Annotated in this window: 26 protein-coding genes, 1 pseudogene and 1 riboswitch; of the genes and pseudogenes, 7 read left to right on the forward strand and 20 right to left on the reverse strand. The window is 73.8% G+C overall.

Translation table 11 applies throughout. From position 1 onward, the window contains the following. Positions 1-36: 36 nt before the first annotated feature. From ACZ6NZ_RS30210 to ACZ6NZ_RS30225, 4 genes are read right to left on the reverse strand one after another with little or no spacing between them, the layout of a single operon-like run. The gene (locus ACZ6NZ_RS30210) at positions 37-1,164 is read right to left on the reverse strand and encodes a DNA polymerase III subunit beta family protein (protein WP_465861258.1); all 1,128 of its coding nucleotides are present in this window, start codon (positions 1,162-1,164) and stop codon (positions 37-39) included. Positions 1,165-1,189: 25 nt separating this feature from the next. Further along, positions 1,190-2,386, reverse strand: a complete 1,197-nt coding sequence (locus tag ACZ6NZ_RS30215) for a saccharopine dehydrogenase family protein (RefSeq protein WP_465861259.1) — start codon at positions 2,384-2,386, stop codon at positions 1,190-1,192. A 50-nt stretch (positions 2,387-2,436) separates the two neighbouring features. Continuing rightward, positions 2,437-3,585, reverse strand: coding sequence for an alcohol dehydrogenase catalytic domain-containing protein (locus tag ACZ6NZ_RS30220; protein ID WP_465861260.1), 1,149 nt, complete (start codon positions 3,583-3,585; stop codon positions 2,437-2,439). Beyond that, the gene (locus ACZ6NZ_RS30225) at positions 3,582-4,058 is read right to left on the reverse strand and encodes a hypothetical protein (protein WP_465861261.1); all 477 of its coding nucleotides are present in this window, start codon (positions 4,056-4,058) and stop codon (positions 3,582-3,584) included. Before ACZ6NZ_RS30225 ends, ACZ6NZ_RS30220 begins: the two co-directional genes overlap by 4 nt. Positions 4,059-4,134: 76 nt before the next feature. On the opposite strand from ACZ6NZ_RS30225, the pseudogene ACZ6NZ_RS30230 reads away from it, so the two are divergent. Continuing rightward, positions 4,135-7,049, forward strand: a pseudogene (locus ACZ6NZ_RS30230) (helix-turn-helix transcriptional regulator). A 5-nt stretch (positions 7,050-7,054) separates the two neighbouring features. On the opposite strand, the gene ACZ6NZ_RS30235 reads toward ACZ6NZ_RS30230, so the two are convergent. The 5 genes from ACZ6NZ_RS30235 to ACZ6NZ_RS30255 form a co-directional block, all read right to left on the reverse strand. Then, positions 7,055-7,603, reverse strand: a complete 549-nt coding sequence (locus tag ACZ6NZ_RS30235) for a DsbA family protein (protein ID WP_465861262.1) — start codon at positions 7,601-7,603, stop codon at positions 7,055-7,057. Then, a complete protein-coding gene (locus ACZ6NZ_RS30240) occupies positions 7,600-8,097 on the reverse strand; it encodes a redoxin domain-containing protein (RefSeq protein ID WP_465861263.1) in 498 nt (165 codons plus the stop codon). The genes ACZ6NZ_RS30235 and ACZ6NZ_RS30240 overlap by 4 nt, the downstream gene beginning before the upstream one ends. A gap of 97 nt (positions 8,098-8,194) precedes the next feature. Further along, positions 8,195-8,881, reverse strand: coding sequence for a BON domain-containing protein (locus ACZ6NZ_RS30245; RefSeq protein ID WP_465861264.1), 687 nt, complete (start codon positions 8,879-8,881; stop codon positions 8,195-8,197). A gap of 646 nt (positions 8,882-9,527) precedes the next feature. Next, positions 9,528-9,923 carry a hypothetical protein gene (locus ACZ6NZ_RS30250; protein WP_366608973.1) on the reverse strand — a complete coding sequence of 132 codons (396 nt, stop codon included), beginning with the start codon at positions 9,921-9,923 and terminating at the stop codon, positions 9,528-9,530. 169 nt (positions 9,924-10,092) lie between these two features. Next, a complete protein-coding gene (locus tag ACZ6NZ_RS30255; protein WP_465861265.1) occupies positions 10,093-10,233 on the reverse strand; it encodes a hypothetical protein in 141 nt (46 codons plus the stop codon). 385 nt (positions 10,234-10,618) lie between these two features. Here ACZ6NZ_RS30255 and ACZ6NZ_RS30260 point away from each other — a divergent pair, with 385 nt between their 5' ends. Beyond that, complete coding sequence (locus ACZ6NZ_RS30260) at positions 10,619-10,981, forward strand: STAS domain-containing protein (protein ID WP_366608971.1); 363 nt, start codon at positions 10,619-10,621, stop codon at positions 10,979-10,981. A gap of 18 nt (positions 10,982-10,999) precedes the next feature. Here ACZ6NZ_RS30260 and surE read toward each other — a convergent pair whose 3' ends face one another. Both surE and ACZ6NZ_RS30270 read right to left on the reverse strand, forming a co-directional pair. Beyond that, a complete protein-coding gene (surE, locus tag ACZ6NZ_RS30265) occupies positions 11,000-11,827 on the reverse strand; it encodes a 5'/3'-nucleotidase SurE (RefSeq protein ID WP_465861266.1) in 828 nt (275 codons plus the stop codon). Next, the gene (locus ACZ6NZ_RS30270; protein ID WP_465861360.1) at positions 11,824-12,801 is read right to left on the reverse strand and encodes a 1-phosphofructokinase family hexose kinase; all 978 of its coding nucleotides are present in this window, start codon (positions 12,799-12,801) and stop codon (positions 11,824-11,826) included. Before ACZ6NZ_RS30270 ends, surE begins: the two co-directional genes overlap by 4 nt. A 190-nt stretch (positions 12,802-12,991) precedes the next feature. On the opposite strand from ACZ6NZ_RS30270, the gene ACZ6NZ_RS30275 reads away from it, so the two are divergent. Further along, complete coding sequence (locus tag ACZ6NZ_RS30275; RefSeq protein ID WP_366608968.1) at positions 12,992-13,456, forward strand: SRPBCC family protein; 465 nt, start codon at positions 12,992-12,994, stop codon at positions 13,454-13,456. Between the two features lie 523 nt (positions 13,457-13,979). Here ACZ6NZ_RS30275 and ACZ6NZ_RS30280 read toward each other — a convergent pair. The 5 genes from ACZ6NZ_RS30280 to ACZ6NZ_RS30300 all read right to left on the reverse strand — a co-directional run bounded on the left by ACZ6NZ_RS30280 (position 13,980) and on the right by ACZ6NZ_RS30300 (position 20,185). After that, positions 13,980-14,480: a hypothetical protein gene (locus ACZ6NZ_RS30280; RefSeq protein WP_465861267.1), complete on the reverse strand. Its 501-nt coding sequence runs from the start codon at positions 14,478-14,480 to the stop codon at positions 13,980-13,982. A gap of 140 nt (positions 14,481-14,620) precedes the next feature. Further along, positions 14,621-15,685, reverse strand: coding sequence for a coiled-coil domain-containing protein (locus ACZ6NZ_RS30285; protein WP_465861268.1), 1,065 nt, complete (start codon positions 15,683-15,685; stop codon positions 14,621-14,623). A gap of 5 nt (positions 15,686-15,690) precedes the next feature. Next, positions 15,691-15,822: riboswitch (cyclic di-AMP (ydaO/yuaA leader) on the reverse strand. Between the two features lie 117 nt (positions 15,823-15,939). Next, a complete protein-coding gene (locus ACZ6NZ_RS30290; RefSeq protein WP_366608966.1) occupies positions 15,940-16,857 on the reverse strand; it encodes a cation diffusion facilitator family transporter in 918 nt (305 codons plus the stop codon). Positions 16,858-16,963: 106 nt separating this feature from the next. Then, positions 16,964-19,081 (reverse strand): HelD family protein, encoded by a 2,118-nt coding sequence (locus ACZ6NZ_RS30295; protein WP_465861269.1) that lies wholly within the window; start codon positions 19,079-19,081, stop codon positions 16,964-16,966. A gap of 108 nt (positions 19,082-19,189) precedes the next feature. After that, complete coding sequence (locus tag ACZ6NZ_RS30300) at positions 19,190-20,185, reverse strand: alpha/beta fold hydrolase (protein WP_465861270.1); 996 nt, start codon at positions 20,183-20,185, stop codon at positions 19,190-19,192. A 170-nt stretch (positions 20,186-20,355) separates the two neighbouring features. Between ACZ6NZ_RS30300 and ACZ6NZ_RS30305 the strand changes: the two genes are divergently transcribed. Beyond that, positions 20,356-20,979 carry a carbonic anhydrase gene (locus ACZ6NZ_RS30305; RefSeq protein WP_465861361.1) on the forward strand — a complete coding sequence of 208 codons (624 nt, stop codon included), beginning with the start codon at positions 20,356-20,358 and terminating at the stop codon, positions 20,977-20,979. Positions 20,980-21,169: 190 nt separating this feature from the next. Here ACZ6NZ_RS30305 and ACZ6NZ_RS30310 read toward each other — a convergent pair whose 3' ends face one another. Then, positions 21,170-21,499, reverse strand: coding sequence for a hypothetical protein (locus ACZ6NZ_RS30310; protein WP_030330285.1), 330 nt, complete (start codon positions 21,497-21,499; stop codon positions 21,170-21,172). 308 nt (positions 21,500-21,807) lie between these two features. On the opposite strand from ACZ6NZ_RS30310, the gene ACZ6NZ_RS30315 reads away from it, so the two are divergent. Both ACZ6NZ_RS30315 and ACZ6NZ_RS30320 read left to right on the forward strand, forming a co-directional pair. After that, a complete protein-coding gene (locus tag ACZ6NZ_RS30315; RefSeq protein WP_366608963.1) occupies positions 21,808-22,299 on the forward strand; it encodes a DUF3145 domain-containing protein in 492 nt (163 codons plus the stop codon). Between the two features lie 87 nt (positions 22,300-22,386). Beyond that, a complete protein-coding gene (locus tag ACZ6NZ_RS30320) occupies positions 22,387-24,123 on the forward strand; it encodes a glycoside hydrolase family 3 protein (RefSeq protein ID WP_465861271.1) in 1,737 nt (578 codons plus the stop codon). Between the two features lie 16 nt (positions 24,124-24,139). Here the strand turns inward: ACZ6NZ_RS30320 and ACZ6NZ_RS30325 are convergent, their stop codons facing one another. Then, entirely contained in the window at positions 24,140-24,796 is a 657-nt protein-coding gene (locus ACZ6NZ_RS30325; protein ID WP_465861272.1) for a lipoprotein, read from the reverse strand. Positions 24,797-24,955: 159 nt separating this feature from the next. Between ACZ6NZ_RS30325 and ACZ6NZ_RS30330 the strand changes: the two genes are divergently transcribed. Beyond that, positions 24,956-25,147 carry a hypothetical protein gene (locus ACZ6NZ_RS30330; RefSeq protein WP_366608960.1) on the forward strand — a complete coding sequence of 64 codons (192 nt, stop codon included), beginning with the start codon at positions 24,956-24,958 and terminating at the stop codon, positions 25,145-25,147. Positions 25,148-25,198: 51 nt separating this feature from the next. Here ACZ6NZ_RS30330 and fabF read toward each other — a convergent pair whose 3' ends face one another. Both fabF and ACZ6NZ_RS30340 read right to left on the reverse strand, forming a co-directional pair. Next, positions 25,199-26,425 (reverse strand): beta-ketoacyl-ACP synthase II, encoded by a 1,227-nt coding sequence (gene fabF / locus ACZ6NZ_RS30335; protein WP_366608959.1) that lies wholly within the window; start codon positions 26,423-26,425, stop codon positions 25,199-25,201. A gap of 2 nt (positions 26,426-26,427) precedes the next feature. Continuing rightward, on the reverse strand, positions 26,428-26,667 hold the full coding sequence (locus tag ACZ6NZ_RS30340; RefSeq protein ID WP_030330276.1) for an acyl carrier protein: 240 nt from the start codon (positions 26,665-26,667) through the stop codon (positions 26,428-26,430). Positions 26,668-26,674: the final 7 nt, after the last annotated feature.

Here is a 26,674-nt window from a genome sequence, read left to right on the forward strand (position 1 = left end):
TCCGTACGCCTCCGTCCGGGGTTCACTGGTGAACCATCAGATGCTACCGTCGCGGCCCTCTCGGCCCGGGACGGGGAGGTTCTCCAGCCGGATCGGCATCAGCACCGAGTAGGTGTCGGCGTCGTCGGGTCGGCGTACGGCCAGCGGGGCGATCGGCCCGTCGAGCTCCAGCACCAGTTGCGCCCCGCCGGCCGCGTTCAGCGCGTCCAGCAGGTAACCACCGTCCACCCCGACGCGCAGCGCGTCGGTGCCCAGGTCGGCGGCGGGGAGCAACCGCAGCCCGCCGTGCTCGTCGACGCCGAGCACGGTGACCGCCCGGGTCGTGCCGTCGTGGTCGAGGGCGACGGTGGGTGCCCCCGGGTCGGCCAGCGCGGCGCGCAGCGCGGCCACGTCCACCGGGATCCGGCGCGCGGTCGGCCGCTCACCGACGGACTTCCGCAACAGCCGGTGGTAGTCCGGGAAGTCGTACGGCAGGGCGGCGGCGCTCAGGGTGTGGTCGGCCACCCGCACCCGCAGATCCGTGCCCGCCACCGTCAGCCGCACCGGCCAGGTGTCGTCGGTGTCGAGCAGCGGGCGGAGCTCGTCGACGAGAGCCACCGGCAGGAACACCCGCACCGGCGGTCCGTCGACGTCGGCCCCGGCCCGAGCCAGCGCCAGCCGGTACCGGTCGGTGGCGACGAGCCGGACGCCGGCGGACTCCACGTCGAACAGCACCCCGGCCAGCATCGGCAGCTCCGGGTCGACGCCGACGGCGAAGCGCACCGCGTCGAGCGCGGCGGCCAGGGCGGCGGGAGTGACCAGGAGTGTGGTGGCGGTCGGCGGGGTCGGGTCCACCAGGGCGCGGAGCCGGTCGACCTCGCGGCGGGCGTCGCTGAGCCCGTCGACCAGTCGGCGCAGGTGCGCGTCGAGCAGGTGGTGCACCACTGCCGGCTCGGCGCGTACCGCGGCGGCGATCTCCGGCACCGGCATGCCGATCCGACGCAGCCCGGCCACCAGCCGGGCCGGGGCGATCTGCCCCTCGGCGTACCAGCGGTAGCCGGTCACCGGGTCGACCAGGGTCGGCTCCAGCACCCCCGCCGAGTCGTAGAATCGCAGCGCGCTGACGGTCAGGCCGCTGGCGCGGGCCAGCTCGCCGATGCTGTGCAGGTCACTCACGCTGGGCATCCTGCCCCCTCGACCCGGTTGAGGGTCAAGCCGCCGCCTCCCGCGTCTCCTGCTTGAGCACCCGGAAGGTGAGGCCGGCCCGGACGAGCCGGTCGAGCAGCGCGTCACCCATCGCGGCGACCGGGGTGAGCTGGCCGGCGGTCGACGGCAGCTCGTCGAGCGCCAGGCACAGCGCCGACTCGGCGAGCATCTTCGCCGTCTCGTCGTAGCCGGGATCGCCCCCGGCGACCTCGGTGACCACCCGCCGCCCGCCGCCGGTGCCGACGAACCGGACCCGGAACCAGGACGACGCCCGCTGCTGCGCCGTGGGCCCCTGCCCGGACGCGAGCCGGCCGAGCAGCCAGCGTCGGCTGGGCGGCAGCTTCACCAGCCCCATCAACGCGCCGAGCCCGGCCGCGCCGACCAGCACGGTGGGCAGCCGCTTCACTGCGGCGAAGTGCCGGTAGCGGAAGTCCGGGCCGTACTCCGGGCGGGCCGCAGCCGAGCGGCGCACCACCTGCGGGTCGATGGTCCGCAGCGGCACGGTCCAGATGCCCAGCTCCGCCGAGCGGGCCAGCCGGCCGGGCACCGCCCGGACCCGCCGGTCGGTGGGGCGCGGCTCGACCGCCCGACGGTCTCGGGCCGCCTGGCTGGCCTGCCCGGTACGGGAGAACGCGGTGAGCGCCGAGTGGTAGGTGCCGGCCGAGAACCGACCGCCGGCGCGCACGTACCCGTCCACCGTGATCGGGACGTCGGCGGGCAGCTGCTTGACGGTGAACCAAACCCCCAGATCGTGCGGGACGGAGTCGAAGCCGCAGGCGTGCACCAGCCGCGCGCCGGTGCGGGCCGCCTCGGCGTGGTGCCGCACGTACATCAGGTCGACGAACTCCGGCTCGCCGGTGATGTCCAGGTAGTCGGTGCCGGCCCGGGCGCAGGCCCCGACCAGCGGCTCCCCGTGGTGGATGTACGGGCCGACAGTGCTGACCACCACCCGGGCGCTCTCCGCCACCGCCCGCAGGGACTCGGCGTCGGTCACGTCGGCGGTGAGCAACGGCAGGTCGGCCAGGCCCGGGTCGATCGCGGCGAGCCGCTCCCGGACGGCGGCGAGGCGCTGCGGGTTGCGCCCGGCCAACGCCCAGCGCAACTCGGCCGGCGCGTTCCGGGCCAGGTACTCGGCGGTCAGGCCGCCGGTGAACCCGGTCGCTCCGAACAGCACCACGTCGTACGTTCGCTCGCCAGTCATCCTCAGAGTCTGCCATTCGTGATCGCCGATCAGCGATCACGAGGAGGCGGTCACGGGGTGAACACGGCGCGCACGCAGCCGTCGGCCCGGTCCCGGAACAGCGCGTACCCCTCGGGGCCCTGCGCCAACGGCAGCCGGTGGGTGGCCAGGTGTTCGGTCCGCAGCTCGTCGCGGGCCATCCGGTCCAGCAGCATCGGCACGTCCCGCAGATCCGGCCGGCTGGCGCCGCGCAGCGTGAGTCGCCGCTCGGTCAGCGCGCCCAGCGGGAACGCGTCGACGAACCCGCCCGTCGCGCCGAGCACCACCACCACACCGCTCTTGCGGCACGCGTGCACGGCCTCCCGCAGCGCGTCCGGTCGGTCGGCGTGCGGGCCACCGAACCTCTCGGCCCTCGACCGGGCCGGCGGCGTGCCGACCGCCACCACGCACACGTCCGGCCCGCGCCCACCGCTTCGGTCGCGCAGCTCAGCCGCCACGTCGGTGTGGCGGTAGTCCAGCGGTTCGGCGTCGTAGTGCCGCTCGGCCATCCGCAACCGCTGCTCGTGCCGGTCCACCACCAGCACCCGGGCGGCTCCGCGCAGCACCGCCGCCCCGGCGGTCAACTGACCCACCGCCCCGGCACCCCAGATCGCCACCACGTCGCCGGGACGCACCGCGCCCAACTCGGCGGCGAGCCACCCGGTCGGCGCCACGTCCGCGGCGAACACCGCCCGGTCGTCGGCGACGGCGTCCGGCACCCCGAAGGCGCTCACATCGGCGTACGGCACCCGCACGTACTCGGCGTGGCCGCCCGCGAAACCGCCCGCCGCGCGGGGCCGGCCGAAACAGCCGACGTCGGAGCGGACCCAGTCGGGGTCGGCGCTGGGCAGGTCGGCGTGGGCGTTGTCGCAGCAGGAGTGCAGGCCCTGACGGCAGTACCAGCAGCCGCCGCAGGCCACACTCGCGCCGACGACCACCCGGTCGCCGGCGCGGTGTCGGCGGACCCCGGGGCCGACCTCCACCACCTCGCCCAGGAACTCCGCACCGAGCACGTCGCCCGGCCGCAGCAGCGGGTGCCCGCCGGCCAGCAGCGGCAGATCACCGCCGCAGGTGGCGCTGCGGCGAACCCGGACGATGACGTCCCGCTCGTTGCGCAGCTCCGGGTCGGGGACCTCGCGTACGGCCAGCTCGCCGGCGGCCACCCAACACAGCGCTCTCATCCGGGGACCTCGGGGCGGTCCAGCGCCGAGCGGTCCGCGCGGAGCACCTCACCGGCCTCCACCCGTTGCTTGATCTGGCGCAGGGTCCTGCGGACCAGCAGAGCCGGGTCGTCGCCGATGAGGTGCGCGGCCAGCCCGGTGGGCGGCGTGACGCCGGCCCGCGGTCGGGCGGCCAGCTCGGTGCCCCGGTCGCCGGGCGCCGGGCGCACCCGCACCTCGACCGCCCCGTCCAGGCGGCGCAGCGGCTCCGGCAGGCGGCCGTCGGGCAGCACCTGCTCCGGCGGCCGGTCGACGGTCACCACCTCCCACCGGGCCGGCGCGGCGGCGTCACCGTCCGCGCCGTGCCGGCCACGTGCCGCGGGGTCACCGCCCGCGCCGGGGCGGCCACCCCGACGGGGTACGCGCAGCAGCCGCGCCGCCCCGGCCAGCGCCGCCGCACCGAGGGCTGGTCCCGCCCGCGCCAGCCGTCCCATCGGTACCACCCGTCCTCCCGGTTCACGTCCCCCGATCGTCGGTCGCATCCGGGTGAAGCGCGCTCGCCCGGAAGGGGTGAACCGGCTCGTGCCGGGTAACCGCTCGCCGACCGGGGGCGGAGCGCGTGGTGGGGGTGGGGCCGGGTGCCGGAACAGGATCACGTACGGGTCGAACCGGCATCGGGGCCACCGCTGTTGGCGTCCCGGCTGACGCCGGCCGTGCCGCCGGAGCCGGTGGTCGCCCGGCCCCGCCTGCTGCGCCGGTTGGACGAGGGCAGCGCGGGACCGGTCACCCTGGTGGCCGCTCCCGCCGGTTGGGGCAAGACCACCCTGCTGGCGTCCTGGATGCGGCTGGGCGGTGCGCCGCCCGACGTGGAGCCGGGCGCGATGGTGCCGGACTCCGGTGATCTGTCGGTCTCATCGGCTGACATGCCGGTCTCGGCGTGGATGTCGGTGGAGGCCGGCGACGACTCCGACCGGCTCTGGGCGTACCTCGCCGCGGCGCTGCGTTCGGCGACCGGGGCGACGGAGGGTGGCCCGGTGCCCGACCGGCCGCCGCGCCCCGACCAACTGGAGGCGCTGGCCGCCATGCTCGCCGCCGCCGACCGGCCGGTACTGCTGATCCTGGACGACCTGCACCGGGTCGCCGACCCGGCGGCGTTGACCGGCCTGGAGTTCCTGCTGCGTCATGCCGGGCGGCGGCTCCGTCTGGTGATCGGCGCGCGGGCCGGACTGCACCTGCCGCTGCACCGGCTCCGTCTCGCCGGCGAGCTGACCGAGATCGGCCCGGACGAGCTGGCGTTCACCGACGACGAGGTGGCCGACCTGCTCACCGCTCACGCCGCCGCGCTGCCGGCGACCGCGGTGCGCCGGCTACGGGAGCGCACCGGAGGCTGGCCGGCCGCGCTGCGCATCGCCGCCCTCGCGGTACGCGGACAGCCCGACCCGGAGCGCTGGGTGGGGCAGGTCGGCGGAGACCACCCGGAGATCGCCGGCTACCTGCGTGAGGAGGTGCTGGCGACGCTCGACCCGGCCGAGGGGGAGATGCTGCGCCGTACCGCCGTCGTCGACTCCGTCTGCGCCGACCTGGCCGAGGCGCTGACCGGCCGCGCCGATGCCGGGCAGGTGCTGGCCGACCTGGCCGGGACCGGTGGTCTGCTGCACCGCGAGGACACCCGTCCGCCCTGGTACCGGTACGACTCCCTGCTGGCCGACCTGCTCCGCGCCGACCTCGCCCGGTTGCCCGCCGACGAGCTACGCGACCTGCACGTCCGAGCCGCCGACTGGTACGCGGGTGACGGGCGTCCCGCCGACGCGCTGCGGCACGCCCTGGCCGCCGGCCGCTGGGACCTGGCCGGTGACCTGTTCGTCGCGCACTGGCCGGAGCTGACCCGCTTCGACCGGGACCCGGTGCAGGCCCCGGCGCCCACCCCGCCGTCGGCGGAGGTGATCCGGGCCGACCCGGAGGTGGCGCTGGCCTGCGCCGCCGAGCGCGCGTACGCCGGTGACCTGCCGGCCGCCACCGCTCACCTGCGCGCCGCCGCCGGGCACGCCGCGGGTCTGCCGGTGCCGCGACGGGACCGGTTCCTGCGGTTGGTCACCGCGCTGGAGCTGACAGTGGCCCGGCTCGCCGGCGACCGCGCCGAGGTCCGGGCCGCCGCCGCCCGCCTGCTGCGCACCCGCCCGGCGGAGGCGACGCCGACCCGGCCGCCGACGGGGGTTTCGAGTTCCGCCCCGACGGCCGGTGGCGGCGGCGCCGCCGACGACCTGGACCTGCGGGCGTTCACCGGCACCGCGCTGGGGCTGGTCGAGGTGGCCGACGGGGCGCTGCCCACCGCCCGGTTCGTGCGGGCCCGGGCGGCCGCGCGGGAAGCCGGCCGGCCCCGCACCGAGCTGGTCGCCGCGAGCCGCGCCGCACTGCTGCTCGCGGTGCGCGGCGAGCTGCGGGCCGCCGAGCAGGCGGCCAGGGACGCGCTCGCCATGCCGCCCTGTCGGGGCTGGTCCTGTCGGCTCGACTGCGGTCACGCGTACCTGGCTCTCGCCGTGGTGGCGCTGCTGCGCGACCAGCCCGAGGAGGCCACCGCGAACCTCGCCCTCGCCGTCGGGGCGCTCGACGTCACGCCCGGCTGGGCCGGCGACCCGGCCCTGGGCGGGGACTGGCTGACCGCCGCCGGCGACGAGCCGGTGGCGGCGGCGGTGGCCGCGCTGTGCCAGGCGCAGCTACGCCGCGACTCGGGCGACCCGGCGACCGGCCAACGACTGCTCGCCCAGGCCCGGGACGCGCTGGCCGACCGGCCGTCCGCCGACGAGCTGACCGGCCTGCTGCGGGCCGCCGAGGCCGAACTGCGGGCCGCGCGGGGCGACCTGGACTCGGCCCGCGACCTGCTGGCCGACGCCACCGACGAGGGGGCCGACCCGGTGCTCGCCGTGACGTTGGCGAAGGTGCAGCTGCGAGCCGGTGACGCCGCCATCGCCGAGCGGACCCTGCCGGACTGGCAGGCGCCGTCCGCCACGGCCTGGCCGCTACCGGTACGCCTGGACGCCGGTCTGCTCGACGCGGTGCTGGCCCAGCGCGCCGGGGACGGGCGTCGGGCGGGTCGGATCCTGGAGCAGACGCTGGGCCTGGCCGGCCCGCAGGGCTGCCGCAGGGTCTTCACCCGTGCCGAACCACCGGTGCGGGACCTGCTGGCCGCGCACCTGGATGCGGGCACCGCGCACTTCACGCTGGTCAGTGACCTGGTGCGGGGCGCGGGACAGGGTGCCGTCGAGCCGACCGCCGGGCCGAGGGGCGCGCTCGACGAGCCGCTCACCGAACGGGAGCTGACCATCCTGCGCTACCTGCAGAGCATCCTGTCCAACGTGGAGATCGCCAGCGAGTTGTCCCTCTCGGTCAACACCGTCAAGACCCACGTCCGCAACATCTACCGCAAACTCGACGCGACCCGCCGGCGCGAGGCGGTCCGGCGGGCGCGCGAGTTGCGTCTGATCTGAGCGGGTCAGGCGTTGGCGGCGGCATCCGCTGCCGTCAGCAGGTCGGCCAGGTCGTACCCGCCGTCGTACCGGATGCCGTTGACGAACAGCGTCGGGGTGCCGTTCACCCCGCTGCGGATGCCCCCCACGAAGTCCCGACGCACCCGGTCCGCGTGCGCACGGTTCTCCACCTCGGCGTTCAACTCGTCCGGCGGCAGGCCGACCTGCTCGACGCCGAGCGAGAGGTGCACCGGGTCGAGCTGGTCCTGATGCTCGTAGAGCCAGTCGTGCATCTCCCAGAACCGACCCCGGACCCCGGCGGCCTCGGCCGTCTCGGCGGCCCGTTCGGCGTACGGGTGCACGTTGGCGATCGGGAAATAGCGGTAGACCAGCCGTACGGTGTCGGCCCGCTGCCGCAGCAACTCGTGCAGGTTCGGGTACGCGGCACCGCAGAACTGGCACTGGAAGTCGCCGTACTCGACGATGGTGACCGCCGCGTCGGCCGGCCCCCGGATGTGGTCGTCGGTGGTCACCGGGTCTCGAAGTCGGGCGGTGACCTGCAGTGGCGTGCTCATCGGGCCATCACCTTCCGATCGGCGGCGAGTTGGTCCAGCGCGTCGAAGATGCCGTCGGCGCCGGGGTTGACGTCGGGCGGCGACAGGTAGCTCCAGGCCACCTTCCCCGTCGGGTCCAGCACCACCAGCGCGCGGGCCGCCTCGCCGTTGGGCATGTACGCGCCGTAGCTGCGGGCCACCTCGCCCTTGGGCTCGAAGTCGGCCAGCAGGGGGAACTCGATGCCCCGGCTCTCCGCGAACGCCCGGTGTGACCAGATGCTGTCCACCGACACGCCGAGCACCACCGCCTGGTACTGGGCGAAGACGGGTGCCGCCGACTGGTAGAGCGACATCTGGTCACCGCAGACCGGGCTCCAGTCGGCGGGGTAGAAGGCGAGCACGACCGGCCGGCCACGGAACTGCTCAGGCCCCAGCAGGGCCCCGTCCGGGGTGGCCGGCAGGGTGAAACCGGGCGCAGTGCGTCCCGATTGGATCAGCCCGTTCGGATCACTCATGCCACCAGCCTGCTCCCGGGGTGGGTGAGACGGGCTCACCCACCCCGGGTGGTTCCGCGCCCGCCCCGCGCCCGCCCAGTGGGACGCCGGCGCCCGCTCAGCGCAGCACCGGGGCGACCGCGATGTGGTTCTGCACCTCCCGGATGCCCGGCGCGGACCAGGCCACCTGCTCGACCTCGGCCCGTTCGGGCATCGAGTGCACCAGGCCGGCGAGGATGGCGGTGTCGCCGTGCACCCGGACGCTGATCCGTTCGGCCTCGGTCGCTCCGGCCCGGGCGAGAGCGTCGACGATCCGGTCGGCCAGGTTGCCGGCGTCCGGCGCGCTGGCCGGTCGGACCGTGATGCCGTTGCTCACCCCGCGTACGCCGGTCAGCCGGGCCACCGCGCGTTCGGCCGCCCGGCGTTGGTACTCCCACTCGACGTCGCCGTGCAGCGTCACCCAGCCGGCGGAGACGGTGACCTGGAGCTTCTCGATTGGTACGAACGCGTCCCACTCCAGCCCGCGGCTGGCCGCGGCAGCCAGGTCGCTGTCGGAGCGCTCGGTGCCGTTGGTGAGCTGCACGGCCACGTCGTTCGCGACCGCCCGGACCGAGGCGACCCGGTGGGTGGCTCGTTCGGCGGCCCACTTCTTGGCGTAGCTGTCCACCCGGCCGGTCAGGGTGACGACGCCCTCGGCGACGGTGACCCCGATCTCGTGCGGCTGCACCCGTGGTTCCCAGGTCAGCTCGTCGAGCACGGCGGACTGGATGTCCTGGTCGGTGCGGTTGATCTCCGCGATGGCCATCTGTCCCTCCTCCGCTGTCGCGATGGCGGACCGGGTGCTGGCCGCGGTCGGAGGTCCGCCGTGCTGCGATCCTGCCGCCGCCCCGGGTGAGCCGCCCTCGCCCGGACCGGGTGACGAAGGGGCCCGACCTGGGCGACGCGGGTGGGGAAGAGGGGGCAAACATCGATGGTGGGAGCGCTTCCAAAGCGAGCCGCTTTCGGTTACGGTTAGTCGCGTTCCTCGATTGCGGGAGCCGTCGCGTCGGGTGGTGGAGCCAGGGCAGCTCTACCCGTCCCGTCGTCGTGCTCGTCCCCCGGGCCACGGCGGCAGCCAGGTGATCGACCCCGTCCCCCGGGGCCCGATCCCGAGAGGAACCGCCCTTGCGTAGATCACTTCGGCGTTTGCCACCGGCGCCGACGTCCACTTTGTCCTGCCACTCACCGACAGCGTGCGAACACCGCGCCGACAACCACCCAGAACCGCAGTCGCCATGGGCGCGAGCCACTGAGCAGGTGATCCGGACGGGACCCGGATCGCCAACCATGCACCGGTCCGCCGGGCCGCCTGAGGGGTCCGGCACCCGGCGGACCGGTCCCACCCGGAGCGGGCAGATGACGGCAGGCCCCGCCCGACCGGGGTCGAGCGGGGCCGATGGTGCTGCTGTCGATCAGATGGCGGGGGAGTTGGGGCGGTCGACGTCGACGAACTCCACGTCGTCGACCGTGTCGTCCCGGCTGCCAGCGGCGCGCGCGGCGGAGCCGACGGCCCAGCCGACCGCCGCGCCGACGAGCGCGGCGCCGATCAGGAGCGTCCAGGGCAGTGCCGGCTGTCGGCCGGCGAGCGCGTCGAAGGCCAGCGAGGCGCGGCGTCGCGCCTCCTCGGCGGCGGAGCCCACCAGGTCGCCCGCCCCGTCGGCGAGGTCGCTGCTGTTCTGGCGGGCCGATCGGGCGGTGTCCCGCACACTGTCACCGGCATAGCTGACCGCCGAGAGCAGGTGCTCCCATGCCTGGTCCGCGATCCGCTCCGGCTTGCTGCGGCGGTCCAGCAGGTTGGTTCCGAACATCGTGGTTACCTCCTCAGGTGCCGAAGCCGCCGGCCACTTCGGACTTCGGCGTCTTTCCAGCGCGTCACGGTGTCGCCTACCCCGCAGTGCCCCGCGTCAGCCGAACGCAAACCCCGAGCCGTGCGCGCAACCGGTGGCTCGGAGCGCCGCGACGTGGCACGTCACCGGATCAGCGCACCGCTGACACGGCGGTACCTCGGGCGAAGTCGTCGTCATCGTCGTCATCGTCGCCGCCGCCGCCGAAACCGCAGGCCAGGACGAGGGCGAGCAGAACACCGAGGCCGGCGAGCCCGGCAAGTCGCTTGATCATCGAAGATCCTCTCCGTCGCGATGGTCTCCCGGCTGATGCTAGGGCGCGCCGGCAACCGGCGGCGCGGGTCGCGCCGGTCGATGGTGGGCGACACGCCGACGGCACACGGGCGGGCGTACGTCACGGGCCGGTTGTCGGGCGCGCCGGCCCCGGACCGCTACCCTGGTTCGGCGGCGGGCCGGTCACGACTGCTCGCCGATGGTCAGATAACGAAAAGTCTTGAGTAATCAGATACTGAAAAGTACGGATATGGGCGGCTTTGTGGGCCCGGATCCGCGAATTGCTCATCCCGAGGGGTGGCGACCGAGGCCGTCGGAGGAATACTCTCGGTCGCGGCCCGCGTACTGATGAGGCGCCCGGGGGACGGGCGGGTGGAGGTGCTCGCGTGAGCCTGTCGATCGTGCAGTCGGTTCTGTCCGGTGGTGTCGTGGAGATCGCCCCACGGGGTGAGATCGACGTCGACACAGCGTACGAGGTGCGCGAAGCGATCGCGGAGGTGCTGGCCAAGAGCCGCCCGCTGCGCATCGAACTCAACATGAGGTTGGTCACCTTCATCGACTCGGTCGGCATCAGCGCCATGGTTGCCGGCTTCCAGACAGCCGAGGTCAGCGACGTCAAGCTGGTGGTGACCCAGCCCAGCCGGTTCGTGCACCGGCAGCTCTGGGTGACCGGCCTGCTCGGCCTCTTCGGTGCCCCGGAGCCCTACTTCGCCGGCGCTGCCACCCCCGAGGTGCTGCCCGGCGCCTGAGCGCGTCGGGTCCCCCCGTCAGGGCTGCTCGTCCAGGCCGGTCAGGTCGATGTCGGTCGCCTCGATGACCGCTCGGATGGCCGTCACCGACGCGTACCCGGCGGCCAGCAACGCCACGTCCGTGCCCGGCTGTGCGGCCTGGCCCGGCTCCTCCAGCGAGGTACGGACGAACCCGTGCCCGGATTCGGCCACCGTCATCTGCACCTGACCGAAGCTGGCCAGGGTGGCGCGCCGCACCCCACGCAGCTGCCCGTGCGGCAGGTCGGGGGTGTTCACGTTGAGCACGCTCTCCAGGGGCGCGGAGGTCAGGCGGGGGAGCAGGTCCAGGGCGACCCGCGCGGCGGTGCCCCAGTGCCGCTCGGCGTCGCGTACCCGCGCTGCGGCGTCCACCGCGGCGCCGCCGCTCGCGGCCGTCGCCTCGCCTGCGGAGAGCACGTCCAGGGAGACCGCCATCGCCCGGCAGCCGTTGCTGGCGGCGGTGAACGCCGCACCCACGGTCCCGGAGTGCAGCACCGCCCGACCGGCGTTGGCGCCCCGGTTGACGCCGGAGAGCACCACCGACGGCGGTGGCCCGAACGCCCCGTGCAGGGCGATCAGCGTGATGAAACCCGGGGACCCGGCGACCCCGTACGCCGGCACCCCCGCCAGGTCCGGCAGCGGGTGGTCGTTCACGACCACCCGCCCGTCGCGCTCCATGGCGCTCATCGCGGCGCTGGTGCCGCTCGCCTCCTCCATCGGCGCGGCCACGACCACGTCCAGGCCCCGCTGCCGGGCTGCCCAGGCCAGCGCCTGGATGCCCGGCGCGGCGACCCCGTCGTCGTTGGTGATCAGCACCCGCAGGGTCATCGTTCGACCACCCGGCCGGCCAACTCGTCCGGGGTGGTCCGCTCCTGTTGCCGGCTGTCCGCCGGCACCAGCCGGACGCGGTCCACCAGGCCGGTGATCGAGTCCAGCCGCCCGGTGCCCAGGCCGTGCCGGGTCACGTTCAGCGCGCCAGCGGCGGCACCGGTGCGGATGGCGGTTCGAATGTCTCCGCCTTGGGCCACCACGGCGGCCACTCCGGCCGTCATCGAGTCGCCCGCGCCGCGTGGGTCGGCGGCCTCCAGCCGGGGCATCTCGACCTGGAACAGCTCCCCGTCGATGAGCGCCAACGCCGGCTGGTCGGCGCGACTCACCACCACCGTCTCGGCGCCGCCCGCGTGCAACTCGTACATGGTCCGGGTCAGCTCGTCGGTGTCGTCACTGCGGGCGCGGCCGTCGCGGATCAACTCCTCGTGACTGACCTTGAGGAAGAACACCCCGCTCTCCAGCACCGAAGCGAGGTGATCGCCGGAGAGATCGACCACCACCCGAGAACCGTTCGCGCCGAGGTCGGCGGCGAAGCGTCGGTACAGATCGGCTGGCACGAGCCACGGCTCGTTCGGCCCACTGAGGATGCTCACCGAGGCCCGCAGGCCCTCGCCGAGGGCGAGGTTGTACAGCTCGTCGATCTCGTGCCGGCTTAGCGGCTGCCCGGGCACGTCGGCGATCTCCCGCCGGGAGCCGTCGCGGCGATCGTGCACGTACCCGCCGCTGCCGGAGTCACGGACCACCACCTTGAGGTCCACGCCCTCGCTGACCAGCAGCGGCTCCAGCACCTGGCCGATCTCACCGCCGAGGGCGGCGCAGAGCACCACGTCGACTCCGAGGGAGAGCACCATCCGCGCCTGCCACACGCCCTGCCCACCCGGGTGCAGGTGCAGCTCGGGATGGTCGTTCGGCTGGTCCACCATCACCGTCAGCTGTGGGGTGGGCGCGAAGACCATCACGTGCCCACTCATCGGTCGTCGCCGTTCACGCTGGTCGCCTTCCGGCACCTTCGGGAGATTTCGCACTAACCGACCTTAATGGCGTAGGTAGTGGCAGGTTGTCGCATCGGCTCGGTCCGGCGCGGCGCTGCGGGTTCGTGGGGCGTTGCCAGCAAGACATCGGTACGGGACGATCGGGCGACCAACGACGGCGGGAGACGGTGTGCGCAGCAGCGATACCTTCAGCTACACCGTCCAGGCCCGGTGCTCACCCGCCGAGGCGGCAGCCTTGCTCAGCGACCTGACCCGACAGGGCGAGCTGCACCCGCTGATCGTCCGGGTCCGCCGGGTGCCGCCGCGGCCCGGCGCCCAGGCCAGCTACACGATCAACGACCGGTTGGCGGCCGGGCCGCTGCGCTTCCGGACCACCTACCACGCCGACGTACTGATCAATGAGGCCGACGAGATCGTCATGGTGGCCCGCCAGTGGCCGGCCACCACGGTGCGAAACCACACCCGACTACGCGCCGAGCCGGACGGTCTGACCCGCATCGACGTCGAGATCACTCTGACCGCGCCGACGCCCCTGTTCCGTTACGCGTTCCGCCAGGCCCAGGCCGCGCACCTCGCCCTCGCCACCCGGCTGGGCGCCGCCCTGGACCGCACCAACAACGCCCCACCCCCCTGACCCACCCCGCTACCGCCCCCGACACGCCCCTGGCACCCCCGGCGCGCCGGCGACGCCCCCGGGCACCCGGCGCCCCTGGTGCCCGGCGCGCCCGTCGACGCCCCTGGCGCGCCGATCAGCGCCCCGGCACGCAGGCGGCGCCCCCGCTGCCGCCCCTGGTGCCCGGCGCGCCCGGGTGCGCGGCGCCCCTGGTGCCCGGCGTGCCCGTCGACGCCCCTGCCGCGTCGATCTTGCAGTTTCGGCTGTCGATATCAGTGGGGATGGGCCCTTATGTCGGTGCAGGAAGTGCAAGATCGCGGGGGGCGCTGAGCGCTGGCGGGGCGCGGGGCGCGCGGGGGCGCGGGGCGCTGCGTGCGGGACGGGCGGAGGTGCGGAGGTGCGGAGGTGCGGAGGTGCGGGGGCGCGGACGTGCGGGGCGCGCGGTGGTGCGGAGCGCGCGGGGCGCGCGGAGCGCGCGGTGGTGCGGGGGCGCGGGGGCGTGCGGGTGTGCGGGACGCTCGGGGCATGCGGGGCCTTGGGTGTCTTAGATGCTGGTTGGGGCGCTGGTGCGGGTCGGGCGGGTGGTGGGGCGTCGGCCCCACGGCTTGTAGGTGGACAGCACTGTCGCAATGATCATCAGGCTGGTCGACACCGCCGGCGCGATGACCAGGTCGGCGCGATCGCGGGCGGGTAGGGCGGCGCCGACCGCCCCGGCGTGACGCAGGTTCGGGGTGAGCAGGAACAGCACCAGCCCGACCATCACCGTGGTGAGCACGAGCTTGACCAGCACCCAGCGGTGGCGCAGCAGACCCCATGGGGTGAGCAGCGAGCTGGCGACTCCGATCAGCCAGACCAGGACGCTCAGCGGCGCGAACAGCACCGTGCCGACGAGGGCAGTGACCGGGTAGACCACTGCCGGGTCGGCGCCCCGCTGCACGGCGACGCCGAGGGTGAGCAGCACCAGGTCGGCGCCGAGCCAGCCGAGCGACGTGACGAGGTGCAGGGTGAGCAGCGCCTTGCGGGTGGTGGGTCGGATCCGAGGCATACCGCGATGCTGCTCGCCGGCCACCGCCGGGTCGTCCGACGAGCGACGACATCAGGGGTACGCCCGCTGACGTAGCCCGGCCCGGACACACGCGATGCCTGTGAGCCAGCCGGTGGCTCACAGGCATCGCGACGCGCGGGTCAGTAGACCGACAGGTGTACGTGGTTGGTGTGGTCGGTCGACGGGGTGCCGTGCGCCCCGCTGTACGACTTCCACCCGCTGCTGGGCAGCCAGATCTGCCTGTACCAGATCACGTAGAGCACGGCGAGCCGGTCCGCGTTGCGGATGAAGTACGCGGCCAGGTTGTTGCCGTACGTCTTGTCGCCGCCGGTGGCGTTGCCGCCGAACCCGTTCTTCTGCGCCGCGAAGTCGCAGGCCCGGCCCTTCGGGTGTTCACCCGAGCCGCTGGGGCGGTGGCACGAGACGTACCGGGTGAATCCTGCGGCCTTGGCCTGGTTGAGCGCGTGCAGGGTGCGCGGGGTGATGCAGCCGTTGGCGGGAGTGGGGTCGTTGACGCTGCACGACTCGGAGGGCCAGGAGCCGTCGGAGTTGCGCGGTGCGGCCTTCGCGTTGGCGTTGGAGGTGCCCCGGTTGGAGCCGCCGTCCGCGGTGGTCTGCGGCTTGGGTGTGGTGGCCACGGTCAGGGCCCGTTCGGCCTGATCCTTGCGCTTGGCCATCACCGCGACCTGCTTGCGTTGTTCGTTGATCTCGCCGTCCAGGGCGATCCGGGTGCGGTTGGCCTTGTCCTTGCTGTCGAGCAGGTCGCGTAGCACCCGGTCCTCGTTGGCCGCCACCGCGTCCAGCGCGGCTGCCCGGTCCATGAAGCCTTCGGGGGTGCTGCTGTTGAGCAGCGCCGACATCGCACCGAGCCGGCCGGTGCGGTAGGCGACCTCGGCGATCTCGCCGACCTTGCCGTTGCGCTGGTCGATCTCGACCTCGATGGTCTTCAACTGGGTGCCGAGCTGCTTCTGCCGCTGCACCGAGGTGTCCAGGGCGCGCTTCGCGTCCAGGTAGCCCTTGCTGGCCGCTTCAAGCTGGGCCCGCAACGCCGGGGTGCCGCCCTCCTCGTCGGAGTCGGGTGCGGCGGCCCGCAGGCCGGTCGGGGGAGCGGCCGAGGCGGTGCCGGCCGGGAGCGCGACGCCGAGGGCGAACATCGCGACGATCAGGGCCGCCAGTCGGGCGGCGGGTGGTCGTGCTGGTGCCACTGCGCATGTCCTTCCGTCAGCCGCCGACCGGGTTAGCTGACGGGTTCGGGACGGAAGATCCCTACCGCTGACGCGGATGCACCCCAGGAACGTGGTTCCCCGGTTCGCCCGGTTGGGCGATTAGGCGGCGACCGCCACCGGCGCCGGGAGGCGCCTTCTGGTGGTGGCCGGGACCGAGCCTACCGGTGCGGGTGGGACCGCTGCAGCCAATGTGACGGACGGTGCGTGCGTCACCACGGAAAACTGCGAACCGGTCACCATTCGATGGAGCCGCAGGCCCCGGAGGCGGCGCCGGGCTCGATCTGCAACGTCGCGTGCTCGATGCGGAAGTCGTCGTGCAGGGCCGTGCGTGCCGCGGTGAGCACCGCGCCGACCTCCGCGCCCGGTGCCATGGTCAGGTGGGCGGAGGCCACCTCCATGCCCGAGGTGAGCGTCCAGACGTGCAGGTCGTGCACCTCGACGACCCCGGGGACGGCGGCGAGCCGGTCGTGCACGGCGGTCACCTGGAGGTGCTCCGGGGCGGCCTGCACCAGGATGCGGATGGCGGCGCGGGCCAGCCGCCAGGTGCGCGGCAGGATGAACACGCCGATGGCGACCGCGACCAGGGGGTCGGCCCACCACCAGTCGGTGACGGTGATCAGCAGCGCCGCGCCGATGACGCCGACCGAGCCGAGCAGGTCACCGAGCACTTCCAGGTAGGCGCCCTGGAGGTTGATGCTCTCCCGGGCCCCGGCGCGCAGCAGCGCGAAGGCGGCGATGTTCGCCAGCAGGCCGAGTACGGCAACCGCGAGCATCGGGCCGGCGATGACCTGGTGCGGGTCACCGAAGCGGCGGATCGCCTCGATCACCACGTAGATCGCGACGCCGGAGAGCAGGACGGCGTTGGCCAGCGCGGCGAGCACCTCGAGCCGGTAGAGCCCGAAGGTGCGCTGCGGGTCACCGGTGGCTCGTCGGGTCGCCGTGATGGCGGCGAGCGCCATCCCGATGCCGAGCACGTCGGTGAACATGTGCCCGGCGTCGGAGAGCAGGGCGAGCGAGCCGGTGTGGAGTGCGACCACCGCTTCGACCACCATCAGGGTGGCCAGCAACCCGAACGCCGCCCAGAGGCGACCCCGGTGCTGGTGTGCGGCATTGGCGACGGACCCATGGTGGTGGTCATGCCCTGCGCCCACGAGAACCACCTTCCGCCGCTGGTCGGGACCCGGTCAAATGTATGCTCACATCGCTATGTGTGCAAGTGTACGGGTAGAGCGTCCCGGCGGTGGCAGTCCGCACACGTCAGCCGGTCGGGTCGATGGTGGTGAGCCGCTGGGTGGCCCGGGAGAGCGCCACGTACAGGGTGCGTACCCCGGCGCCCGGATCGGCCCGGATCTCGCTCGGGGCGACCAGCACGACCCCGTCGTACTCCATGCCCTTGGCTTCCAGGCTGGTGACCACCTGCAACCTGGGCGCGCCGAGCGCGCCCAGCCAACCGGCCACCTCGTCCCGGCGGGGGACCGGCGTGATCACACCGACCGTGCCCTCCACCTCGGCCAGCAGGCCGGCGGCGGCCTCCACTGTCGCGGTCTCCAACCCCGTCGCGGGCACCACCAGCTCCACCGGCTCGACCCCGGTGGAGCGGACGGCGGTCGGCAGCGGCAGGTCCGGGTAGAGCCGCCGGATCTCCGCCGCCGCCACCGCGAAGATCTCCGCCGAGTTGCGGTAGTTGGTGGTGAGCGTGAAGTCGTGTCGCTTACGCCGGCCCAGCGCCTGGTCGCGGGCCCGGGTCAGCTCCTCCGGATCGCCGGTCCACGCGGTCTGCGCGGGGTCGCCCACCACGGTCCAGGAGGCCAGTCGGCCCCGCCGACCGATCATCCGCCACTGCATCGGCGAGACGTCCTGCGCCTCGTCCACCACCACGTGCGCGTAGTCCCGGTAGTCCGCCGGGCGTTCCCGGGCCGCCGCGCGGGCGGCCCGTTGTCGTTCACCGAGGGTGCTCAGCTCACGGACGCCGCCGGCGAGCTGAAACGGGTCGCGTCGCGCGCGGGCCGGCTGCGCGGGCTTGCCGAGCAGCGCGTCCAACTCGTCCAGCAGCGCGACGTCGGCCATGGTCAGCCCGGCCGAGTCCAGGTCCCGGTACGCGGCGTTGAGCAGCCGGATCTCCGCCGAGGAGAGAATCCCCCCGGCGTACCGGCGCAGCCGGTCCGGCTGCGCCAGCCAGCCGAGCACGTGCCGGGGGTGCAGTCGAGGCCACCACGCCTTGAGGAACTCCCGGAACTCCGACCGCTCGGCGATCTCCGCCTCGAAGGCCGGTTGCTCCGGCAGCCGACCGCTGCTCAGCTCACGGGCCTGCGCCCAGAGCGCGGCGAACACCCCGTCGAAACCGGCCCGGCGCACCTCGTTGCGCCGTGCGCCGCGGTGCAGCGCGCGCTCCCGGATCCGGTCCAACGCGACCCGGTCCAACCGCAGCAGCGTGCCCCGGTAGAGCAGTCGCAGCTCACCCGGGCCGCCCGGCACCGCGTCGCGAGCCGCCCGCTCCAGCACCCGGCGCATCCGCAGCGAGCCCTTCACCGCCGCCACCTCGGGCGGGTCGGGGCGGGTGGCTGTCATCCCCGGGAAGAGGGTGCCCAGCGAGTGCAGGGTCGCGGTGTCCTCACCGAGCGACGGCAGCACGGAGCCGATGTACTCGACGAAGACCGACGACGGCCCGACCACCAGGATGCCGCCGCCGGCGTAGCGGCTGCGGTCGGAGTAGAGCAGGAACGCGGCCCGGTGCAGGGCCACAGCGGTCTTCCCGGTGCCGGGGCCGCCCGCGACGATCGTCACCCCGGAACCGGGCGAGCGGATCGCCTCGTCCTGCTCCCGCTGGATGGTCGCCACGATGTCGCGCATGCCCCGGCCGGTGGCCTTGGACAGGGTGGCCAGCAACGCGCCGTCACCGACGACGGTCATCCCCTCCGGGGCGGCCGTCGGGTCCAGCAGGTCGTCCTCGATCCGGGTGACCCGCTCGGCGCGGGACTGGATGGTGCGCCGCCGCACCACATCCAGCGGCTGCGCCGGGGTGGCCTGGTAGAAGGCGGCGGCGGCCGGTGCGCGCCAGTCGACGACGAGCGTGACGGCGTTCTCGTCGCGGATCCCCAGTCGCCCGACGTGCAGCACCTGACGGTCGCGCAGGTCCAGTCGACCGAAGACCAGCCCCTCGTGCTCGGCGTCCAGGGTGTGCCGCCGCTGCGCGGCGTGGAAGACCATGGCGTCGCGCTCGACCAGGGCGCCGTGCGTGCCCACCCGGGCCATCCGGTAGCCGTCGCGCTCGGCGCGGACGGCCGACTGCCGCAGCTCGGCCAGTCGGGCGTACACCCGGTCCAGGTGTCGTTGCTCGACGGCGATCTCCTGCTTCAGGCCGGTCTGGTCGGTCAACGCACGCTCCTTCAGAGATCGCCGGCAGGCGGCGGAAACCGCGCGGGCCAACCGCAGAAGGGTACGGCCCCGGACCCGACCCGCCGCGCCCGAGGTGCGCGAACGTGCTCAGGCACCCGTCCCGGCGGGGGCCGCGCCGAGGTGTGCCGGCGGCGACGCGCCACGGTGTGCCGGCGGCGACGCGCCACGGTGTGCCGGCGGCGATTCGGCGATCGCCCGTCGTACGACGCCGGTGAGCGCGGCGTTCACCTCGTCCGGGCGTTCCATCATCAGCATGTGCCCGGCACCTGGGCAGACGGTCAGCTCGGTGGCCGGCAGAGCCGCCGCGATCGACTCGGCGCACGGCGGTGGGGTCAGCCGGTCCCGGTCGCCGACCAGGGCGGCGGCCGGCAGGTGGGCCAGCGCGGCGAGGGTGTCCAGGCGGTGCTGGGTGCCGATGGAGGCGCGGAACCCGCCGATCGAACGCAGCGAGGCCCGGGCCACCGCCGACGTCACCAGACGGATGTCGGCCGGCTCGCAGCGGTCACCGAAGAGCATCCACCGGATGCTCGGTTGCAGCGCGTTCAACAGTGCCCGGGGGGCACGCCACGAGCCACACCGGGCCAGCACACCGGCACCGGTCGTCTCGGCCAGCCGGATCAACCGGGCGATCCGCGGCGAGAGCCCGTAGACGGTGTGCGTGTGCCCCTCGGCGGTGGTCGAGACGAAGACCAGGCCGGCGGTACGGGCGGCGAAGTGCGCGGGGTGGCGGTGGGCGTACTCCATGATCGTCATGCCGCCCATCGAGTGCCCGACCAGCACCACCGGGCCGGTCGGCGCGACCGCGTCGATGACCGCGGCCAGGTCGTCACCCAACTGGGCCAGGGTGGCCGTGGGCAGCGCCATGCAACTGGACCGGCCGTGTCCCCGCGCGTCGTAGGCGACCACCCGCACCGCACCGCCGAACTGCGGCGCGGTGAGCGCCTCGACCTGTCGGTGCCAGGCGCGCCCGTCCAGCGTCCAACCGTGCAGCAGGATGACGGTGACCTGGGCGTCCGTCGGACCCGTCGCCTCGACGTTGAGCCGTACGTCGTCCGGCAGGCCGACCTCGAACCGCTCCGGCATCGCCACCTCCCCAGGGCCGCCCAGTACCACCAGCACCTCCGATACCCGGCGGTAACACCGGCTACCCGCCATGACACCACGCCAATCGCGCAGTGGCGAACATTCCCGACCTCGCCCGTACCGGACGGCGGCGGGCCAAGCTGGACGGCATGGGGTCGTCGGGAGCGCCCATGGGAGCGACGTCGGGGCAGGGGTGGCAGGCCGGCGGTACGCCCCGCGCCGCCCTTGCCGACCTGCTGGCCGGCAATCGGCGGTTCGTCAGCGGTCAGCCGGTGCACGGACACGACGTCACGGCCGCCGCCGCGGCCTCCGGCGACCAGCAGCCGTACGCGGTGGTGCTGGGCTGCATCGACTCCCGGGTGCCGCTGGAGGCGATCTTCGACCAGACCTTCGGCGCGATCTGCGTGATCCGTACCGGGGGGCATGTGCTCGATCGCGCGGTCTGCGGTTCCATCGAGTACGTGGTCGGCCAGCTCGGCGTACCGCTGGTGATGGTCCTCGGCCACGAGCGGTGTGGCGCGGTGCAGGCCACGGTGGAGGCGCTGCGCATCGGCCGGCGTCCCGGCGGGTCGCTGGCGCACCTGGTGGACGAGATCGCGCCGGCGGTGACCGAGGCGGGGATCGACGACCCGGCGGTGCTGCCGCTGGCGATCCGCCGGCACGTCCGGCGCACGGTGCACACCCTGCGCCGGGACGACTTGCTGACCGGGCCGGTTTCCGCCGGCCGGGTGGCTGTGGTCGGCGGCCTCTACGACCTGGCCACCGGCGAGGTCGCCCTCCTCGACCCAGGCTGACCTGCCCCGGCCCGAGGATCGTCCCGCCGCCGCTCGCGTCGATCATGGAGTTGTGGTGGGTGACAGACCAGCCTGAATGACGTCAATCCGGGCACCACAACTCCATGATCGACCAAGTTGGTCCTCGCGCACGCGAAACCGCCCGCCGGGAACTCCCGGCGGGCGGTTTCGGTGGTGCGTGGGGGAGGGCTCAGCCCTCGAAGACGCCGGCCGCGACCAGGCGCTTCTCGGTGGCCTCCCAGCCGTCACCCGGGTGGGTGGCAGCCAGGTTGTTGATCTCCGCCCGGATCTTGGCGGCGTGGCCGGCGGCGGCCAGAACGCGGATCTCCTCGACGAAGGCGTCGGAGTCCGTGCGCAGGTGCGCGGTCTTGCCGTTGGTCAGGTTCCGCACGTAGGCGTGCTTGCCGCCGTTGAGCGGGATGAGGTACTTGAACTCGCCCAGCACGCTGAGGGCGCCACCCTGGCCAGCCTGGCCGGCCCGGACTGACGCGCGCGCGGTCTTAGAGGTGTTGCTCGCCACGGAGGTACTCCTTGCAAGACGTACGGGAGGACTAGACGTCCGGGGGCTGTGTGCGGGTCGTACGTGACTCGACCCGCGAAGGTGTAACGCGGCATAAGCCGCCGGTGGAACTGTACAGGACCACGACATCATGCTGGTCGTCGCGGTGTCCTGAGAGGCAACGGCGGCCACCCGTCCGGCTATTCCACCCGGCGTTTTTTCCGATTCCCTGGCGCACCACGCGTCACAGGAGTCATCATGTGTTGCAGCAGCCACCTGGGTGGACGAGGTCGTAGGGGAAGACGCACCTCGCTCTCCGGGAGGTCACCGTGCCAACGCGTGGCGTCGTATACGTCCACTCGACCCCGCTCGCCGTGTGCTCACACGTCGAGTGGGCGATCGCGCGCGTCCTAGCCGCGCCGGTCAACCTGCAGTGGACGGCTCAGCCCGTCGACCCCGGCGCACGCCGGGCCGAGTGCGGGTGGACCGGTCGTCCGGGGACGGGCGCCGAGCTGGCCGCTGCCCTACGGCAGTGGCCCATGATCCGTTTCGAGGTCACCGAGGAGCCGAGTCCCGGCGTCGACGGTGAGCGCTTCATGTACGTGCCAGCCCGTGGCCTGTTCCGGGCGACGGTGGGCGTGGCCGGCGACATCCAACTCGGCGAGGACCGGCTCCGGACGCTGATGGCGGCCTCCCGGGCCCCCGAGGCCCTGGCGCACGCCCTCGACAAGGCGCTCGGCACGGCATGGGACGCTGACCTGGAGCCCTACCGGTACGCCGGCGACGGTGCTCCGGTGACCTTGCTCACTCGGGTCGGCTGACCTGGCCGGCGGGCCGCTGGCCGTACGCTGTCGCGCCGGTGACGACCGGTAAGGTCAAGTTGCCCCGATAAGGGAGAAGCTGGTGGGATGGGCGGCGTGTCGAATCGCCCGTGGCGCGCCAGTGTCGCTGTCGCCGCCCTGACCGCCCTGCTCGTCTCCGGCTGCTCAGGTGACTCGGAGCGCCCCACGCCGACGCCCAGCCCGATCGGGACGTCCGCGGCTCCGAGCGTTCCGCCCGCGCCGCCGGCCAGCGACCCCGCCGGCCGCGCCGCCGCGCTGGTGGCGACGCTGTCCGACGAGGACCTGGTCGGCCAGGTACTGATGCCGTACGCCTACGGCGACTCGGCGACGAAGGTCTCCGCCGGATCGGCGGCCGGTAACCAGGCCCTCGCCGGGGTGGACACCCCCGCCGAGATGATCGCCAAGTACCGGCTGGGTGGCCTGATCCTGGTCGGCTTCAGCGCCGACGACCCGACCAAGGGCAACCAGGAGACCACGAACGTCGACAACCCCGATCAGGTGCACGAGCTCACCACCGGGCTGCGTACCGCCGCCGGTCGGCTCGCCGCCGGTTCGGCGCCGCTGCTCGTCGGCACCGACCAGGAGTACGGGGTCGTCACCCGCGTGACCGACGGCGTCACGGTGCTGCCCAGCGCCCTCGCGGCCGGCGCGGCCGGTGACCCGAAGCTCACCGAGGCCGCCTGGCGGGCCGCCGGCGCCGAGTTGGCCGCGATGGGCATCAACATCGACTTCGCGCCGGTGGCCGACGTGCTGGCCACCCGCAGCACCGTGATCGGCTCCCGGTCCTACGGCTCCGACCCGAAGCGGACCGCCGCGCAGGTGGGCGGCGCGGTCCGCGGCCTCCAGGCTGTCGGGGTCGCGGCCACCCTGAAGCACTTCCCCGGGCACGGCCACAGCGCCGACGACTCGCACAAGGACCTTCCGGTGCTGACCCAGTCCGCCGCGGCGTTGCAGAGCGGCGCGTGGCCGCCGTTCATCGCCGGGATGGACGCGGGCGCGATGGCCGTGATGTCCGGTCACCTGGACGCGCGCGCGATCGACCCGGGAACCCCGGCGACGTTCTCGCACAAGCTGCTCACCGACGTCCTGCGCGGCCAACTCGGCTTCAAGGGCGTGGTGATCACCGACGGGATGAACATGCCGCCCGCGATGCGCTGGGCTCCCGGCGAGGCGGCGGTCCGGGCGCTCAACGCCGGTAACGACCTCATCCTGATGACCCCGAACGTCGGCCAGGCGTACGACGGGCTGCTCGCCGCGCTGCGCGGGGGGTCGCTGCCCCGGACCCGGCTGGTCGAGGCGGTCACCCGGGTGCTGACGATGAAGTTCCAGCTCGCCGAGCTGCCGGCGGCGCAGATGTCCACGCTCAACACCCCGGCACACCGGGCGGCGGCCGACGCGCTGGCCGCTGCCGCCGTCACCGTGCTGCGTGGCGCCTGCGGCGGAGCGGTACGCGGGCCGGTCACCGTCACCTCGTCCGGCGGTCGGGACGGCACCCGGGCCACCCTCACCGCCGCGTTGACCGCCGCCGGTGTGCAGGTCAAGCCCAGCGGCGGCACTGTCGTGCACCTGGTGGGCTACGGCGACGGCAAGAGCGACCTGCGCCCCGACGCGGCCGTCACGGTCGCCATGGACACCCCGTACGTGCTGGCCGACGCGAAGTCGCCGACGCTGCTGGCGACGTACTCCTCCAGCCGGGCATCGATGACCGCCCTGGCCGCCGTGCTCGCCGGCAAGGCCCGGCCGGGCGGCCAGTCCCCGGTCGCGGTACCCGGCCTGCCCGCCACGACCTGCGCCAAGAGCTGACCGCGCCGGGCTGGCCTCAGCCGGCGGCCGCGAGCCCGCCAACCGCGAGCCGGTACGCCGGCAGCACGTCGGTCCGTTCGGTGATCAGGCCCTCGTTGACCGCGAAGACCAGCGTCTGCCCCGCCGACTGAACGGCCAGCGCCCAGTTCCGCGCCTCCTCCTCGACCAGCGGGTTGGTGGCGACCCAGGTCATCTCGGTGGCGTCCAGGCCGCCGGCGCGGAGGTCGCGGAACTGCTGGCCGGTGACCGTCTCGCCGGCTCCGGTGGCGAAGCTCTCCAGCGCGGCGCGCGGGGCGGCGGTCGGCGTGTCCGTCGCCCAGATGCGCAGGAACCCGCCGCCGGCTGGCCGGCCGTCCACCTCGCACCGCACGGTGGTGCCGCCGCGTTTGGTGAGCGCCTCGCCGACCAGCTCGGCCAGCTCACCCTTGGGCGGTTCGACAGCCTTCGCCGTCCACCCGTCGGCCAGCGGAAACGTCACCGGTACCGGGCAGGGGGAGCCCGTGCCACCGGTCGTGCCGCCGGACGTCGCCGGGGTCGTCTCGTCGTACCAGGGCTCGCCCGTGGCCGGTGGGGCCGGATCGCCGGCCGCAGGCCCGGCGGCGTCGTCGCCGCAGCCGGCCAGCAGGCCGAGGATGAGCGCCGCCGACACGGCTAGGCGAGTACGAGCGTCCATGGTGGTGATCCCCGTCAGTCGATCTTCAGTCGGCCCATCTAAGCCGCGCGGTCCCTCGACGTCAATCGGGGATCGAGTGCCCGCGACGAAATTTGGTCGCCTCCCCGCCGGTCGATCTGACAGCCTCACCCCATGGGAGCGGCAGCAGGATTCCGTCATGTGCGACGGGCGGACGGCACTGTGGTGATCACTCACCACGGCCGGGTCGCCGGCACGCTGCGCGGTGCTCGGGCCGCCGAGTTCCTGGCCGAGGTCGACGACGACCCGCAGCTGGTGATGGCCCGCTGGACCGGCAACTACCGCCACGGCAACGAGCGCGCCGCGAAACAGCACCCCCGCAACCGGGGCTGAAACGACGACAGGGCCCCTCCTCTCGACGAGGAGGGGCCCTGTCGCGGGTTCTCAGGGGCGGGCGAAGACCAGAGCGACGTTGTGGCCGCCGAAGCCGAACGCGTTGTTCAACGCGGCCGGGATCTCCATGTGGCGGGCCTTGTGCGCGGCGACGTCCAGGGTGAGGCCTGGCTCCGGGTCGTCGAGGTTGATCGTCGGAGGGACGACGCTGTCGCGGATCGCCAGGATGGTGGCGATCGACTCCAGCGCGCCGGCCGCACCGAGCAGGTGACCGGTCATCGACTTCGTCGCGGACAGCACCGGGTGGTCGCCGAGCGCCTTGTGCAACCCCCCGATCTCCAACATGTCCCCGACCGGGGTCGAGGTCGCGTGCGCGTTGACGTGCACGATGTCCCGCTTCGCCACGTCCGCGTCGGCGATCGCCTTGGCGATGGCCCGGATCGCGCCCTCGCCCTCGGCGTGCGGCTGCACGATGTCGTACGCGTCGGAGGTGATGCCGGCGCCGGCGAGGCGGGCGTACACCCGGGCGCCCCGCGCCGCGGCGTGCTCGGCCCGCTCCAGCACCACGATGCCGGCGCCCTCGCCGAGGACGAAGCCGTCCCGGCCCCGGTCCCACGGGCGGGAGGCCCGCTCCGGGTCGTCGTTGCGGGTCGACATGGCCCGCATCGAGCTGAACCCGGCGATGGGCAGGGGGTGGATGACCGCCTCGGTGCCGCCAGCCACCACCACGTCGGCCCGGCCGGCGCGGATGATGTCCAGACCGAGGGCGATCGCCTCGGCGCCGGTGGCGCACGCGCTGGCCACCGAGTGCACGCCGGCCTTCGCGCCCAGCTCCAGCCCGACCCAGGCGGCCGGACCGTTCGGCATCAGCATCGGGATGGTGTGCGGGGAGACCCGCCGTGGCCCGGATGCCTCCAGGATGTCGTCCTGGGCGAGCAGCGTGGTGGCACCGCCGATGCCGGAGCCGACGCTGACGGCCAGCCGCTCCCCGTCGAGGTCGGAGCCGGCGAGGCCGGCGTCCGCCCAGGCCTGTTGCGCCGCGATGATCGCGATCGCCTCGGAACGGTCCAGGCGGCGCAGGCGGACCCGGTCCAGCACCTCGGACGGCTCCACGGCCAGCTGGGCGGCGATCCGGACCGGCAGTTGCTCGGCCCACTCCTGGGTGAGGGCACTCACCCCGGAGCGGCCGGCGAGCATTGCGTCCCAGGTCGACGCGACGTCCCCGCCAAGCGGGGTCGTCGCGCCGAGCCCGGTGACGACGACGTCTGGACGACTCATGATCAGGACTGCGCCGCGATGTAGCTGACGGCGTCGCCGACGGTCTTGAGGTTCTGCACCTCGTTGTCCGGGATCTTGACGCCGAACTTCTCCTCGGCCGCGACCACGACCTCAACCATGGAGAGCGAGTCGACGTCGAGGTCGTCGGTGAAGGACTTCCCCTCGGCCACGTCGTCCGGGTTCACCCCGGCAACCTCTTCGAGGATCTCGGCGAGGCCGGTGGTGATCTCGTCACGGGTCATTGCGGTT

The sequence above is a fragment of the Micromonospora sp. NPDC047756 genome, assembly GCF_055587245.1.